Raw genomic sequence first — 14,555 nt, 5'->3', positions numbered from 1 at the left:
GATACCGATTCACAAAACTCAATGAAACATTCTATCACGATCTGTCGTACTATGAAAGAATATAACTTTTACAAGCAAATCCATTGATCATCAGAAGGAGGTTATCCATTGTGAGTTTGCCGTCACAATTGGTTGTCATCCGCGGATTTCCTTTTGACGGGGGATCAACCTTTCGGCTTCTGCAATCCAGCACCTTATTGGGAAGAAAAGATGGGTCATGGGAACCGGATATCGCATTTGACAACGTCTACGTCTCTCGAAAACAGGCATCGATTTCCTTTGAAAACGATCACTACTATATTATGGATTTGGACAGCAAGCATGGAACAGAAGTCAATGGGCAGCGGCTGATGCCCTTTGTGCCGACGATTCTCGCAGCCTCCGACAGCATTTCATTTGCAAGGGGGATGGTTGCTCTTGTTTTTTCTCCGGTAAATCTGGAAGAGACATTGGACTTTAAACCCTTGTTCCTGCAAGGCAGTACCCCTCTGGAGGAGGACCCTGTGAGACAGATCATTTGGATTCATGGCCGCAGCTTTCACTTTTCCGAAAAGGAATACAGATGTCTGGAGCTTTTGTTGCGCAAGGAACGGCAATTTGTCGGCAAAGACGAAATCATTCGCTATGTATGGCCGGAGCGGCCGGCAGACCCGTTGCTTCCCTCCGTCAGCTCGGAGGAAATCAATTCTCTTCTCTACCGAATCCGCAAAAAAACGAATCACGCCGTCACTATTGAAAATATCAGAGGCAAAGGTTACATATTGAAGCTGTTGCCGCCACAACAGACAGAATCGCAGGCGCCAGCCCATTCCCGTTGCTAAATAGCTGCTGCTTGACATCATCAAAGGACCGGTGCACTTCACCGGTCCTTGCTTGTTGACGTTCGAGTCTTTCCCTTGCCCGACAATTGTGCTTTACGACGCATTCTTCAACACCTGCTGAAAGATACGCTTGACCTTCTTCGTGACGACACTGCTCCCTCCGCGTCCTTTCACATCTTCGACCATCATGGACAACAGCAGCTCCGGAGCATCGGCATCAAATCCGACAAACCATCCGTTTTCTTGGCCGTCCGCGTCTTTGCTCTGTTTCAATTCTGCCGTCCCGGTCTTGCCGGCGATGGATTTCCCCGGAATATATGCGCCGTGTCCCACTCCATCGGGGCTGCTGACCGCTTGAATGAGGTCTTTTCTCAATAGCGCCGCTGTCTCGGGAGTCATGGCTTGCTCCTTCCAGATGCCCGGCTCTTTTGTCTTGCCATCTTCCAGCAGCAGGGGGCGAGGGATATTGCCTTCGTTCACGAGTGCCGAATAAACCAATGCGACGTGAAGCGTGGTCATCTTTACTTCCCCCTGCCCGTAGCCGGTATCCGCAAGCAGAATTTCGTTCTGGATGCCGCTGTTCGAAAGCTGCGACTTGCTAAACGGATAGGGAATGGGCAATGCTTCGCCTATTCCGAACTTGGCGCTCTCTTTTTCAAATGCTTCGGCACCGATCTGCAGTGCTGCCTGCGCGAAGTATATGTTGTCCGAATAAATGAGAGACTTCAGCAGATTGACGGATTTCGCCGCATGGACGCGCGTGACGAAATAGTTGCCCCACGAACCGTCTTTGGCCCACGTCAGCCCGGAGATTTGTTTCTCTTCGCCGGGATCAATGGCATTTATATCCAGACCGATCGCAGCCGTGACGACTTTAAATGAGGAGCCGGGCGAATACCCCTTTGAAAACCGGTTCAAAAAAGGATTCCGGGGATCGTTCTGCCACTGCTCGTATTGACGGCTGGACAATCCGCGTATGAACGCATTCGGATCGTATGACGGGCTGCTCGACAAAGCAAGAATTTCGCCCGTCTTCGGCTGAATAGCCGCGACAGATGCCGACTCCTGCTTTACCTCGTCGTAGATGGCCTGCTGCAGGCTTGCATCGATGGTCAGCATGATCGTTTCCCCCGGAACAGCCTTCGTTTCGGCAATCACCGCTTTTTGCTTGCCTTTTTCATCGGCAACGGCGATAACCGCTCCGTTTTTTCCTCTCAATCGGTCTTCGAATACTTGTTCCAAGCCGGCTTTTCCGATTTGATCGCCGATGCGATAGCCTCGATCCTTGTGCCGCTTCAGTTCCTCGGCACTCATCTCGCCTATATATCCGGTCAGGTGCGCTGCAGCCTCGCCATACGGATAGACACGCAGTTTTTTATCCTGGAAACTCACCCAAGGGACATTTCTGTATTCCGCTGCGGTTTCTTCCCCCACAAACGCGATGGGAACAAATAAATCAGGCTTGACCCAGGAAGCGCTCAGCTTTTTGTCGATCTCCTCCACGCTGATGCCCAGCTTCTCAGCCAGTTCCGCTTTATTCTTTTCCGCGGACTCCCCCAGCTTCCCCGGAATGATGCCAAGCTGCAGAGCTGCTCCGTTTAGCGCCAAGCCGTTTCCGTGTCTGTCCAGTATCTCGCCGCGCTCCGCTTTAATGGTCTGCACCCGCACCTTATCTCCCTTTTCCATTTGCGGGAAAATAAGCGAGGGCTCCCACTCGATCAGCCACTTTGTTTCCTTGTCGAGCTCGGTCTTTTTGAGCTTTAGTTGATGGTCGAAATCCAGCGGACCGGCAACCGTGTCCATTTTGACGTGATAAGGGACGGTCATTTCCGCTTTTTCCGCCTCGTCTTTGCCAGCGGGCTGCTGCTCCACGGAGATCTTCTCGATCGAAAGGTTCTTTGCTTCGATCCCGTCATAGATTTTCTCGTAGCGCTGCGCGAATTGTTCGGCAGTCATCCCGGCTTTTGCCTCGGGCGTCAATTGTTCGTACATCTCTGAAAAATGCTGCTGCCAGTCGGAAAGATACGCCTGCGCGACATCCTCGGGGTTTTCTTCCTGCTTGCTGCATCCAACCAGAGCCAAGATGAAGAAGAAGGCAGCCATCGTCCATACCTGTTTTTTCACTGTCCATTCACCCTGCTTTATTGAATGATGATAGCATTCCTTTCCTGATCGCTCAGAAGAGGGCCGACATTGGCCGGCCGGTCTACTGGCCGTACATGCGCTCCTCCTTCGTCGCGACAGCTACATCATAGGTCAGGGCGCATTCCCGATCAATAGATGAACAATGATAACAAAATGATAATGGGAAAACGAAAAAACGCTTGAGGCCACTTCAGAACCCCAAGCGTTTTGCGTCACGTTCATCAAACCATGATTTTGCAAATATCATTTGTAAATTCAACCGGATCTTCAACTGGCAGGCCTTCGATCAAAAGGGCTTGATTGTACAAGAGAGCCGTATACAGATTCAGCTTCTCCTTGTCTTTTTCATAGGCGTCTTTCAACGATTGGAACACGTCATGCTGAACGTTGATTTCCAGCACTTTGTCCGCCTTCACATTGGGGTTGTTCGGCATGGCGTTCAAGATTTTTTCCATTTCGATCGTCACTTCCCCTTCTGTCGACAAACAGACAGGGTGACTCTTCAATCTCTTGGATGCTTTTACTTTTTTCACTTTGCCCGCCAACAGGCTGGTCATATAGTCGAACAGTTCTTTGTTCTCGCTGTTCTCGGCTTCGTCGGCGCTTTGGCTATCATCCGCTTCGATGCCCAGGTCGCCGCTCGATACGGAACGGAATTCCTTGTCTTTATACTTTTGCAGCATCTTGATGGCGAACTCGTCGATGTCGTCGGTGAAATACAAAATTTCATAGCCTTTTTCGGCCACCAGCTCTGTTTGCGGGAGCTTTTCAAGCCGTTCATTCGATTCCCCGGAGGCGTAGTAGATGTATTTCTGTTCTTCCGGCATTCTCGCCACATATTCATCGAGCGTAACCAGCTTTTTCTCCTTGGACGAATAGAACATGAGCAAATCTTGCAGGACATCCTTATGGCTTCCAAAATCGCTGTAAACGCCGAATTTCAATTGTCTGCCGAACGATTTATAGAATTGCTCGTACTTTTCTCTTTCATTTTTCAGCAGACTTTGCAGCTGGCTTTTGATTTTGCTGGCGATGTTTTTCGCGATCAGCTTCAACTGCCGGTCATGCTGCAGCATCTCCCTGGAAATATTGAGAGACAAGCTTTCCGAATCTACCATTCCTTTGACAAAGCTGAAATGGTCCGGGAGCAGATCAGCGCATTTGTTCATGATCAATACGCCATTGGCATACAGTTCGAGGCCTTTTTCATATTCTCTGGTGTAATAGTCGAAAGGAATGCTCTCCGGGATAAACAGGATGGCCTGATAGGACACCGCGCCATCCGCGTTGATATGGACATGCGCGAGCGGCTTGTCGAAGCCGTAATGCTTTTCCGCGTAGAAGTTCTCGTAGTCTTCATCCGTCAGCTCGCTCTTGTTTTTTCTCCAGATCGGAACCATGCTGTTGATCCGCTGTTCTTCCTGGTACTCCTCGTACTCGTTGTCGCTGCCTTCCTTCAGTCTTCTTCCGGTCACATCCATCTTGATCGGATAACGGATAAAGTCGGAGTATTTTTTGATGATCGCCCGCAGGCGGTACTCCTCCAAAAACTCGTCGAAGCTCTCTTCCTCCGTGTTTTCTTTGATCTTCAGGATGACGTCTGTACCGACCGTTTCCTTTTCGCACGGCTCAATCGTATAGCCGTCCGCTCCGGAAGACTCCCACTTGTATGCGCCGTCGCCGTTCAGCGCTTTGCTGATCACCGTCACGACATCCGCCACCATAAATGCGGAATAAAAGCCGACGCCGAATTGGCCGATGATCGCATGGCCGTCTTTCGTTTCGTTCTCTTTTTTGAACGCCAAAGAGCCGCTCTTGGCGATGACGCCGAGGTGATTTTCCAGCTCTTCCTTCGTCATGCCGATACCGGTATCACGGATGGTCAAGGTTCTGTTTTTCTTGTCGGCAATGACCTTGATATAGTAGCTGTCTTTGTCAAAGACCAGGCTCTCGTCAGTCAGCGCTTTGTAGTAAATCTTGTCGATCGCGTCACTCGCGTTGGAAATCAGCTCGCGCAAAAAAATCTCTTTTTGCGTGTAAATGGAATTGATCATCATTTCCAAGAGCCGCTTGGATTCCGCCTGAAATTGCTTCTTTTCCATTGGACATTCTCCCTTCCCCGGAAACTTGGTTCATCGATGTAGCGATCGCGATAGCGAATCTTTTTTAGCACTCTTTGGCCTTGAGTGCTATCCACTATTTTTTATAGCAATACTCCCTTTTTGTGTCAACGAGGTTTAGTGACAGAACGCTCGTATCACGCCTATCAATCCAAATCCAGTCTTGGCGGCCGGTCCTGCAGCTTGCCTATCGAACAGCCGGATCCGCTATCGGCACATAGCCGGTCTTTTCCACCAGCCACTGTCCTTGGGGCGACAGGATCCACTCGATCAGCCTGGATACGTTCGGATTGTCTCTGCCCGCTGTCACAGCGTAGAACTCGGCAGTCAACGGATACTCCTTGCTGCTGATCGTGCTTTTCTCCGGCTTTACTCCGTCCACCTCAAGCAGGCGAATATTGCCGTTGCTTGCCATCTCGGTCGCGAAATAGAGGAATGAATAGCCGATGGCGTTCTTGTAGTTCCGGTAGTTCGCCGTCTGCTCGATAATTCTCCCCATCCCTTGGACCACATCCTCCTGGGGAGGGGTCATCAGCTCCTTGTCTCCCATGAACCTCTGCAGCATGCTTTGGCTTCCGCTGTTCTCCGGCCGCTGGAAGGCGCGAATCGCTTCATTGGGGCCGCCGACCTCCTTCCAGTTGGTGATCTTTCCCGAGTAAATATCCTGGATTTGCCCGGTCGTCAGCCCTTTCACGGGATTTTCCGCGTTGACGAAAAAGACGAAGGCTTCCCGACCAATCGGCGTGAGCTTCAGCTCTTTGCCTTTCCTTTTGGCTTCCTCCAATTGCGATTCGGAGGGAGCAAAGGCAAAGATGACATCTGCGTTGCCTACGATCAAATTTTCGTATGCCTGCGGAGTCTTGCTGACCATCACTTCGCCATCGTACAGATCGTACTGCTTCTCTGGATAAACCGCCTGCACAAAGGCGGCATATAAAGGATAAAACGCTGTCGCTCCGTCAATTCTGGGCAGCCCGGATTCCAGCTTGAGGGTCGAGGGCTCCTCCAGCTTTGCCGCTTTCGTATATGGCTGAAACGGGCGGTACTGCTCCAAATCTACATCCTGCTCGCCAACGGTTTCGATACTGTTATGGTAGGCGTAGTTGATCTCATAGACTGCCACGGCCAAGAGACACAGGCCAAAACAGACCGCCAGCGATCGATAAAGGATACGCGGCTTGATTGGAGTGAACATTCGCAAAATAACGAACAGAATGAGCACAGCCGTTACTACTGCCGAAAGCGGCGTATAAAATTTTACTCCGCCTTGCAGCGTTGTAAACAACATCGCCATGAAACCGAAAAACAGCAGGCCAGCGATGATCACGATGCAGCCAATGATTTTCCCGATAAGATTGTACATGTCTGCCCCCTTGCTCTTTTCTCTACTGCCCATTATAAGCGAATGTAAAAGAATGGCAAAAGGAACAAATCAAAAACCCCTGGTTTCCCAAGGGCTTTTGATTGTCCAGCTTACCCAACCGGATTCAAGCTCTCATTCGTCACATCAAGCAGGACGGCGTTGATGCCGTTGAGGAAAGCCATGGCACTCGCCTTGATGATATCCGTGTCCATGGCCCGTCCGGAGTACGTTTTGCCTTGATGATCGATGCGAATATTGACGCGCCCGATCGCTTCTTTCCCTCTGGACAAGCTGTTGATTTTGTAATCCTTCAATTCCACGTCCAGTCCCACCAACGATTTGATGACACTGTACAAAGCATCGATCGGTCCGTCGCCGACCGCGCTGTCTGTAAATTCCTCGTTGCCCTTTTTCAGCTTGACAGTGGCCGTCGGATACTGGTCATTGGTCATCACCTGGAAGGATACCAGCTCATACAGTTGACCGCAGCTTTGCTGCTGAAGTGCGCGGTGATTGGTGACCAGGTAGTAGACGTCGTGGTCGTACACTTCTTTTTTCGAATCGGCCAAGGCGAGGAATTTTTCAAACAGCGCCTCAAAGTCAGCCGCATCGCCTGTGTCAAAGCCCATTCTTTCCACCGCATTTTTAAACGCATGGCGGCCGGAGCGGGCCGTCAAAATCAGTTCCATGCTCTCCGCCCCTACGTCTTCCGGCGAAATGATTTCATACACCTGTTTATCCTTCAGCAAACCGTCCTGGTGGATGCCGGAGGAGTGAGCAAAGGCATTTTCCCCGGTAATCGCTTTGTTCACCTGTACATCCAGTCCAGTCAGGTACGTGAGCAGCTTGGATGTTCGCAGCAGCTCTGTCGTTTTGATATTGGTGGAGCAATTGTAGTAATTCTCCCGGACCCTGAGTCCCATCACGACTTCCTCAAGTGATGTATTCCCGGCTCGTTCACCCAAACCGTTAATGGTCACTTCGACCTTTTCCGCCCCGTTTTTCACGGCAGCAAGTGTATTCGCCGTAGCCATCCCCAGGTCGTTATGGCAATGGACGCTCAGGATGACGTCCTCATTGAGATTTTTCAACCGTTCGTTGATCTTGCGGATCAGCTCGCCGAATTCCTCCGGGACCGCATATCCAACCGTATCCGGCACGTTGATGATGGTAGCGCCTGCTTTGACGACGGCTTCAATCGTTTTCCACAAATATTCGAAATCCGACCGGGATGCGTCCTCTGTCGAGTACTGCACGCGCGGAAGCAGCGTTTTGGCGTATTTCACCGCGTCGACCCCCATCTGCAGAACGGCGTCCTTGGAGCGGTTAAATTTCTTGTCCACATGGATGTTCGAGGTACCCAGCACGATGTGGATGAACGGGTCCTGCGCAAGCTTGATGCTATGGTACACGGCGTCGATATCGCTTTTGACCGCGCGCGCCAGTGCCGTAATCGAGACGGCGTCCCCTACGCTTTTGGCAATTTCCTGAACCGCTTGAAAATCCCCTTGCGACGAGGCGGGAAAACCGGCTTCAATCATATCTACCTGCAGTCGTTTCAACTGCTGTGCGAACTCGACTTTTTGGTGGACATTCAGTTTGGCGCCCGGCACTTGTTCTCCGTCGCGCAAAGTGGTATCCAATACGATAATGTTTCTTGTCATCTGTGCTTCCTCCCCAGTACTCCTTGTTTTCTGTATATCAAGCGGGGGCGGCTAAACCCGGACTTTAACCAACAAAAAAACCCCGTCTCTACGTATAGAGACGAGGTTGACCCCGCGGTACCACTCTACTTCATTTCCTGTGAAATGAGCTCATTCGATGGCCATCACCATCTATCCTTGTAACGGTGGAACTCCGGCTTACCCTACATTGTCAGGCAGCAGTTCATAGACGAGTTCGAAATGAATGATACTGCCGCTTCGCACCGACCAACGGCTCTCTGAAAGATCTTTTCATTTCTACTACTTCTACTCATAACCATTTGCTTGTTAAATTATTGGAAATTGTATTACATTCGTAAAGTTGTGTCAACAGGCAAATCTTTTTTATGCTTGGGGTATCTTGCTCATATCCCTGTACAGCATATTCCACCGATGGCCGTCCAAACGGTGAAACCGATCCCGTACATCCATCCCAAATCCTTGTCGCGATGGAGGCGTCTCTTTTTAAGACGCCGCTACACTCTTAGTGCAATCTCTAGTTTCTCCTGATAAAAGGTTGTAAAAATTCCGTATTATGGCTTATCCTAAACCTAATCTGGAAGGAGAGGACGTGCAAACCGGTAATGGTGCGTACAGAACCAATCATTGCAGTGAATGATGTGAAGGCCAGTTCGCAGTGGTATCAATCGCTGCTCGCTTGCCAAAATAGCCACTCCAACAGCATATTTGATCAGCTTGTTGATACGGATGGAACCATCCTGCTTTGCCTGCATCATTGGGGTGATCATGGGCATCCGTCGTTACTGAGTCCGGATCATGGAAAGCCTGGAAACGGGCTGTTGCTCTTTTTCTCGTGGGTTGACGATTTCGACCGTGCATGAGAAAGAGCTCAATCGCTTGGAACAAAGATTGAGGAAGAGCCCCATCTTAATCCGTTTGCCGGACACACTGAATTCACCTTGCGCGATTTAGACGGATATCATATCACAATTTGCTCTGTACCGGTTTGAGGTACGGCAGCACTCCCGACTCTCTCCTTTCGTTGGAAGGCGGCCTTTCAACTGCAGTAGCAAATGATAAACGCCACTACGGCAAAAAGAGAACCGATCAGAAACACCTTCTGAAAGGCCGATGCCCAGCCCCTCTTTGGAACCAACGAAAACACCGGCAATTCAGCCGGTGTAAGGAAGCGTATTTATCCTTCTCAATCCTCCCTGTTTTGCAGGGGAATGAGTTTCCGTGCCCTTTCGTTTCTCAGCCAAATCGCTCCCCAAGCCAACACCGCGAGATAGACCGGAAACAGGACATGGCTGAAAAGAGGAGCATCCATGCGAATGTGTGTAGCGATGGCCCCCCCGAAATAGCCGGTCAGCAGGACCGCGCCCAAAAAAGCTGTACGAGGAATCGCGTAAAGAATCGTGGAGATGAGTCCGAGTGTACCAATCACAGCAAGATGATGCTGGGCGTATCCGAGCTGCAGTGTTCCTTCCACTACGGGAGCTGGTTGAATAAATTTGAAAATACTGTCGAAGAGCATAAACAAAATGACAAGTCCGCTCATGATTCGCGCCGTCCACAGCCGGCTTTTTGAAATGCTGTTCATCCTGTCATTTCTCCTTTCCTCATTTTCCACTTTCGGGCGTTTTTACGATCAAGCTTCATTTCCATTCGTAATACCTTCCTTACCGCTTTGCTCTGACTTCTCCCATCCTCCCTTTCCCAGCAACCAGGATCGTGCCTCTTGTATACGTAAATAGTAGCAAAACAAATCATTCCTGGTTTCTTATGGATTGCTGTCATACGCTAGATGCCAACTCCATTCAAAGAAAATACCACGTCCGCTGACGTGGCTTGAATGTGTTTGTAAGCTCCAGCATGTCGGCAGGATCAATCCTGTACTCCTACACTGACCATACACCGAATACAAGCGGCAAGTTAACCCTCAATCTCCCAGGCCGGATTCCAGACTACCTCCCACAAATGGCCGTCCGGGTCCAGGAAGTGCCCGGAGTATCCGCCCCAAAAGGCTTCATGCGCCGGGTCTGTTATCACGGCCCCGGCCTTTTCGGCGAGTTCCATGATCTTGTCCACTTCTTCTTTGCTGCCGACATTGTGACCGATCGTAAATTCGGTTGAGCTTGGCGATGCCAAAGGAACCTTCGCCTCATGGGCGATGTCCTTCCGCTGCCAGATAGCGAGCTTGAGCCCGGCTTGCAGGTCAAAAAAGGCAACGGCGCCGTGTTCAAATTCTGTACCGATGATCCCCTGTGTCTGCAAACCGAGTCCGTCGCGATAGAATGTCAGCGATCTTTCCAGATCGTCTACCCCCAATGTAAGAACGGAAATTCGCGGTTTCATCATCTTGAACAGTCCTCCCAGAGCTGATTTTTTTATTCACTTTTCACATATGATCGCCGATTGCCACCCTTTTTTATAGTAAAAAACGGACACGTTTCTTTGCTTTTTTCCTGTTTGAAAACCTGGTTGGGAGTCAATCCATAATAACGTTTAAACTGATTGATCAAGTGCGCCTGATCGTAATAACCGTATTTTACAGCTACGTCAGCGAAATGGGACTGTGATCCATTATTCAGCTCTCGCAGCAAGCTCTGAAAGCGGATGATGCCTGAAAGCTCTTTTGGGCAGACCCCCAGCTCTTTTTGAAAGGCTCGTCTTATATTCCGGTCACTGTATCCGAGCAAGTCAGCCAAAGAGCTCATCGAAACCATTCCGCGACTGGCGTTCATGTATTGCAGACTCGTTTGCAGCGGATCGTCGGAATCAGCTGCCTGTGCATGCAAACATTTCAGCAAATACGAATCGAGCAGTTCGCGCTGCACGGCAGGTGTTTGAAAAGGAAGATACATTCGCATGTGAATTCACTTCCTTTTGATCATGGATTCATCGACGCCGGGATTGTATGTGCGGCAATGCTCATAATTCAGCAGTATCGAGGGATACCGATTTTTGTCTTCTCTGAGCCCGGTACTGCCCCGGCGTCAATCCCGTCCATTTTTTAAATGCAGCTTGAAATGCGCTTGGCTCTGTATAATGCAGCAAGTAGGCAATCTGACTGATGGAATACTCGTGCTTGTTTAAATAAACCAACGCGATTTCCTTGCGAACGCGAGCCGACAACTCATTATAAGACGTACTCTCTTCCTTTAGCTTCGCTTGCAGTGATCGCGTACTCATCTGAAACGATGCTGCTGTCTCCTGCAAAGTCGGAAGAGACGCAGGCATGCACGCCATCATCCATTGGAAGACACGGTCCGAAAATTCCCTTCCTCTGAGCAGCTTCTCTCTGACTTCTTCTGCGATCGGTTCAAAAGCTCTCCGCAATCGCGGATCTGAATACAGGATCGGATATTGCAGAACCTCCTTGCTCATGCGCAGCCCATTTTCCCGCCCGTCAAAGCGCGGCTCTACGCCGAATATGGACAAGTACGGGCCGGCGTCCGCAGGAGCTGCATGGGCAAATTGCAGCTCCTTTATCGCAATGGACCGGTTGCTCATGCGGGCAATCAAATGATACAAGGAGCTGACCATATCCTCCACGCACTGGCGGGACATCGGCGTTGGGGTTGTCTTGTAAAACCGGAGGATCGCATCGTCTCCCTGCTCCTCCCAATCCAGATTATACCCGCTGCAAAGAATCACGTTGTACCTTTGATAAGCCTTCAGCGCATCGACGATTCTATCGGAGTGCATCATGACATAGCCGAGAATGCCCATATCGGCGATATCCGTAAGCTCTCCCTGATGCAGGCCGAAATAGTCGTCCTGCGTAAACCGGGCGGCTTCGTTCATCAACCGCACCAGCTCGCTCTCGTCTATGCGGGCGTCCACATCCTGCAGCTTCGCCATGTCAAAAGAAACGTGACGGCAAAACTGCCCGAAATCGAACCCTTTTTGCGCGATGGTCTTCATGATCGGGTACACCATGGAAATGGCAAATCCCTGGTCATCCATCAACGTCCAAGCCTCCCTTTTGCGCAAAACAACAACATTTATGCGCTTTGCATCATTTATGTGTCCGAAATTCATCCGTTATACTGAATACAGTCCTTCTTTCCATCCTATCACAATGAATGAATCGCATCGGAAGGCTACGGTTTTTGCTCCCGCCCGGCAGTGTGTGCAAACCGCGGAGGCAGCCATTTTTTTCATAATACGCACAAAGGGGGATACAGAAAGTTGAATATTCTCGTAATCAACGGACATCCCGATCCGGAAAGCTTTTGCTCTGCCTTGTCCCATGCTTATATGGAAGGGGCCTCCAGCACATCGGCACAAATTCGGACCATCGACTTGAGCCAAATTGAGTTTGATCCGAATTTGAAGTATGGGTACCGGAAAAGAACCGAGCTTGAAAGCGACTTGCAGGAAGCGCAGGAATTGATCCGCTGGGCCAACCATCTCGTCATTGTCTACCCGACTTGGTGGGGAACGATGCCTGCCATCCTGAAGGGATTTTTTGACCGCGTCTTTTTGCCCGGGTTCGCGTATAAATACCGAACAGATTCTCCATTATGGGATAAGCTCTTGACCGGAAAAACGGCGCGTTTGATCGTCACTATGGATACGCCTGCCTGGTACAATCGCTTGATCTACAGACAAGCCGGGCATCTCGTGATGAAACGAAACATCTTGCATTTTTGCGGGATCAAGCCAGTGCGTGTGACCGAAATCAGCCAGGTGAACTCTTCATCGGAGAAGCAGCGGGCCAAATGGCTGGAGAAAGCAAGGCAGCTAGGCTCCAAACTGGCGTAACGCCGACGGATACTGTCATTCACTGGCGATTCGCAGCAACTTCCCGCTCTCATATTTGTAAGTTGCCGACTCCGTACGGACGGACTCGCTGTCCATTGCAGCTTGGACTTTGATTGTATGCGGACCGCTCTCCGTGTTTGCGATGGCAGAGCTCAAGGAAAAATGGGGTACCTGCAGCACCGCCTTGACCGATTCGCTCTTCTCAAGCACGCTGCCCCTCCAGCGGTATATGTTTACATCCGGCCAGTGAAGGTGCAAGCCTTCAAACTGATTGACCAGTTCATCCGCTCCGTCTCCGTCCAGGTCTGCAAGACGCGGGTTCCCCCAATCCTCAAAGGCGAACCATTTGTCTTGGGAACTATCATAGTAAAAATAACCCATCCTGGCCGGTCCGTTTGCAGCTAATGCCGCTGCACCCTGCAGCACGTAATTTGAGCCCGCAGCGGCATGGTTTTTCTCCAACAAGACCACGGAAGCCTTTTTCTTTTGAATGGCGTCTTCAATCAGACTGGCAGAAAAACATTCCCGATAGCCGAACGTCTCTCCTTTATGTTCAAGAAGCGCAACAGCCTGGTAATCGGAACCGCAAGAGGCAACCGGATTTGTTTCTTTAAACACTTGCAAAAATGCCGGGCTTCCCGCTACGTTTCCGAATGGAATGGTTCCGGCATGCTCCCATGTCTGGGCAGGCTTTGCATTTTCGAGTTCTGTAAGCTCAACCGCTTGGAACAAGAGTGCAGCCTGTTCAGGGAACGAATACGCAGCGATGCCTTCTGCTTCCGGCTCCAAACGTGCTTGCAAGCCATAGCCTTCTGAGCGAACCGTTTTTTCAAGGCCATCCCTGTCGACCCGTAAGGTTGGTTCGGATTCCATTGGGTTGCCGCAAGCACTTGCAGCTACTACTAGCAAAATCATCACTGTGCAGAGATGAATCCGTATGTTACCCATCAGCTTTTTCTGCTCCTCGTACAAATTTCAACTAAATAGACGGCTGATCCCATGAAAAGTTTCCTTCTGGCCTGCCATGAGGTCCGTTCAGTAAAAAACCACGTCTTCCACAACGTGGTTACATTTATTTCGTGAAAACCCAGAAGGTACTTGCTCTATATCGAAGAATTATATTCGAAATGGCTACCAGCCACACGAATTATGATGAAGGAGAGGAACGGATGGAAAAGTTGATCGAGGAGTACCGCCAAGACCATGAGCTGCTGCGAGAAGCCGTTGAAGGATTGTCTGAGGAGGAGTTGCGGTTCCAACCTGCACCGGACAAATGGAGCATCCACCAGATTCTTATTCATGTTGCAGATGCCGAAATCTTGGCGACACATCGGCTGAGAAAAGTCTTGGCGGAGGAAGAACCGCTTCTCCTGTCATTTGATCAGGAAGCCTGGACGGATAACCTCGGATATGATCGGTTGGACCGCAAGCAGCATATGCTCCTGTTCCAAATGCTGCGGGCCAGCATGCTGCCGCTTCTCGAAAATCTGACTCCCGAGCAGCTTGAGCGGGTCGGGCAATATCCCGATGGAGTGCGGTACACGTTCAAAGAGCTGCTGGAATTGCGCGTCCAGCATGTCCATGACCACCTCTCCCAGATTGAGCGGGTAAAGCAGGCATTTCGGGAGCATAGGCTATAAGGAGGACCCTCCTTCGCCCGACCTAACAA

13 protein-coding genes and 1 other annotated feature are annotated in these 14,555 nt (G+C 50.4%); of the genes, 4 read left to right on the top strand and 9 right to left on the bottom strand.

Annotated elements, in window-relative coordinates:
• Nucleotides 1-110: 110 nt before the first annotated feature.
• Nucleotides 111-821, top strand: coding sequence for an FHA domain-containing protein (locus tag NST37_RS07300; protein WP_003387887.1), 711 nt, complete (start codon nt 111-113; stop codon nt 819-821).
• Nucleotides 822-914: 93 nt separating this feature from the next.
• Here the strand turns inward: NST37_RS07300 and NST37_RS07295 are convergent, their stop codons facing one another.
• The 4 genes from NST37_RS07295 to NST37_RS07280 form a co-directional block, all read right to left on the bottom strand.
• Nucleotides 915-2,924 carry a penicillin-binding transpeptidase domain-containing protein gene (locus tag NST37_RS07295; RefSeq protein ID WP_339186771.1) on the bottom strand — a complete coding sequence of 670 codons (2,010 nt, stop codon included), beginning with the start codon at nt 2,922-2,924 and terminating at the stop codon, nt 915-917.
• Between the two features lie 263 nt (nt 2,925-3,187).
• The gene (gene htpG / locus NST37_RS07290) at nt 3,188-5,068 is read right to left on the bottom strand and encodes a molecular chaperone HtpG (RefSeq protein WP_003387888.1); all 1,881 of its coding nucleotides are present in this window, start codon (nt 5,066-5,068) and stop codon (nt 3,188-3,190) included.
• A gap of 205 nt (nt 5,069-5,273) precedes the next feature.
• Nucleotides 5,274-6,449, bottom strand: a complete 1,176-nt coding sequence (locus tag NST37_RS07285; protein WP_339186508.1) for a substrate-binding domain-containing protein — start codon at nt 6,447-6,449, stop codon at nt 5,274-5,276.
• A 110-nt stretch (nt 6,450-6,559) separates the two neighbouring features.
• Nucleotides 6,560-8,113 carry a 2-isopropylmalate synthase gene (locus NST37_RS07280; RefSeq protein ID WP_171506638.1) on the bottom strand — a complete coding sequence of 518 codons (1,554 nt, stop codon included), beginning with the start codon at nt 8,111-8,113 and terminating at the stop codon, nt 6,560-6,562.
• 93 nt (nt 8,114-8,206) lie between these two features.
• Nucleotides 8,207-8,436: a binding site (T-box leader), on the bottom strand.
• 300 nt (nt 8,437-8,736) lie between these two features.
• Between NST37_RS07280 and NST37_RS07275 the strand changes: the two genes are divergently transcribed.
• Nucleotides 8,737-8,994 (top strand): hypothetical protein, encoded by a 258-nt coding sequence (locus NST37_RS07275; RefSeq protein ID WP_339186506.1) that lies wholly within the window; start codon nt 8,737-8,739, stop codon nt 8,992-8,994.
• Between the two features lie 323 nt (nt 8,995-9,317).
• On the opposite strand, the gene NST37_RS07270 is transcribed toward NST37_RS07275, so the two are convergent.
• The 4 genes from NST37_RS07270 to NST37_RS07255 all read right to left on the bottom strand — a co-directional run bounded on the left by NST37_RS07270 (nt 9,318) and on the right by NST37_RS07255 (nt 12,085).
• Nucleotides 9,318-9,716 carry a DoxX family protein gene (locus tag NST37_RS07270; protein ID WP_003387896.1) on the bottom strand — a complete coding sequence of 133 codons (399 nt, stop codon included), beginning with the start codon at nt 9,714-9,716 and terminating at the stop codon, nt 9,318-9,320.
• 332 nt (nt 9,717-10,048) lie between these two features.
• Nucleotides 10,049-10,471, bottom strand: coding sequence for a VOC family protein (locus tag NST37_RS07265; RefSeq protein ID WP_024984441.1), 423 nt, complete (start codon nt 10,469-10,471; stop codon nt 10,049-10,051).
• A 32-nt stretch (nt 10,472-10,503) separates the two neighbouring features.
• Nucleotides 10,504-10,986, bottom strand: a complete 483-nt coding sequence (locus NST37_RS07260; protein WP_339186505.1) for a helix-turn-helix transcriptional regulator — start codon at nt 10,984-10,986, stop codon at nt 10,504-10,506.
• 61 nt (nt 10,987-11,047) lie between these two features.
• Entirely contained in the window at nt 11,048-12,085 is a 1,038-nt protein-coding gene (locus tag NST37_RS07255; RefSeq protein WP_039071117.1) for an AraC family transcriptional regulator, read from the bottom strand.
• Nucleotides 12,086-12,310: 225 nt separating this feature from the next.
• Between NST37_RS07255 and NST37_RS07250 the strand changes: the two genes are divergently transcribed.
• Nucleotides 12,311-12,886: an NAD(P)H-dependent oxidoreductase gene (locus tag NST37_RS07250; protein ID WP_243013949.1), complete on the top strand. Its 576-nt coding sequence runs from the start codon at nt 12,311-12,313 to the stop codon at nt 12,884-12,886.
• Between the two features lie 15 nt (nt 12,887-12,901).
• On the opposite strand, the gene NST37_RS07245 is transcribed toward NST37_RS07250, so the two are convergent.
• Nucleotides 12,902-13,834 carry a hypothetical protein gene (locus NST37_RS07245; protein WP_243013947.1) on the bottom strand — a complete coding sequence of 311 codons (933 nt, stop codon included), beginning with the start codon at nt 13,832-13,834 and terminating at the stop codon, nt 12,902-12,904.
• A gap of 221 nt (nt 13,835-14,055) precedes the next feature.
• On the opposite strand from NST37_RS07245, the gene NST37_RS07240 reads away from it, so the two are divergent.
• A complete protein-coding gene (locus NST37_RS07240) occupies nt 14,056-14,526 on the top strand; it encodes a DinB family protein (RefSeq protein WP_039071101.1) in 471 nt (156 codons plus the stop codon).
• The last annotated feature ends 29 nt before the right edge of the window (nt 14,527-14,555 follow it).

The sequence above is a fragment of the Brevibacillus sp. FSL K6-6036 genome, from assembly GCF_037964015.1.
In the GTDB taxonomy this organism is placed as follows: Bacteria; Bacillota; Bacilli; order Brevibacillales; family Brevibacillaceae; genus Brevibacillus; species Brevibacillus borstelensis.
The sequence above is the reverse complement of the archived record's forward strand: the minus strand, read 5'-3'. Positions and strand labels throughout refer to the sequence as shown.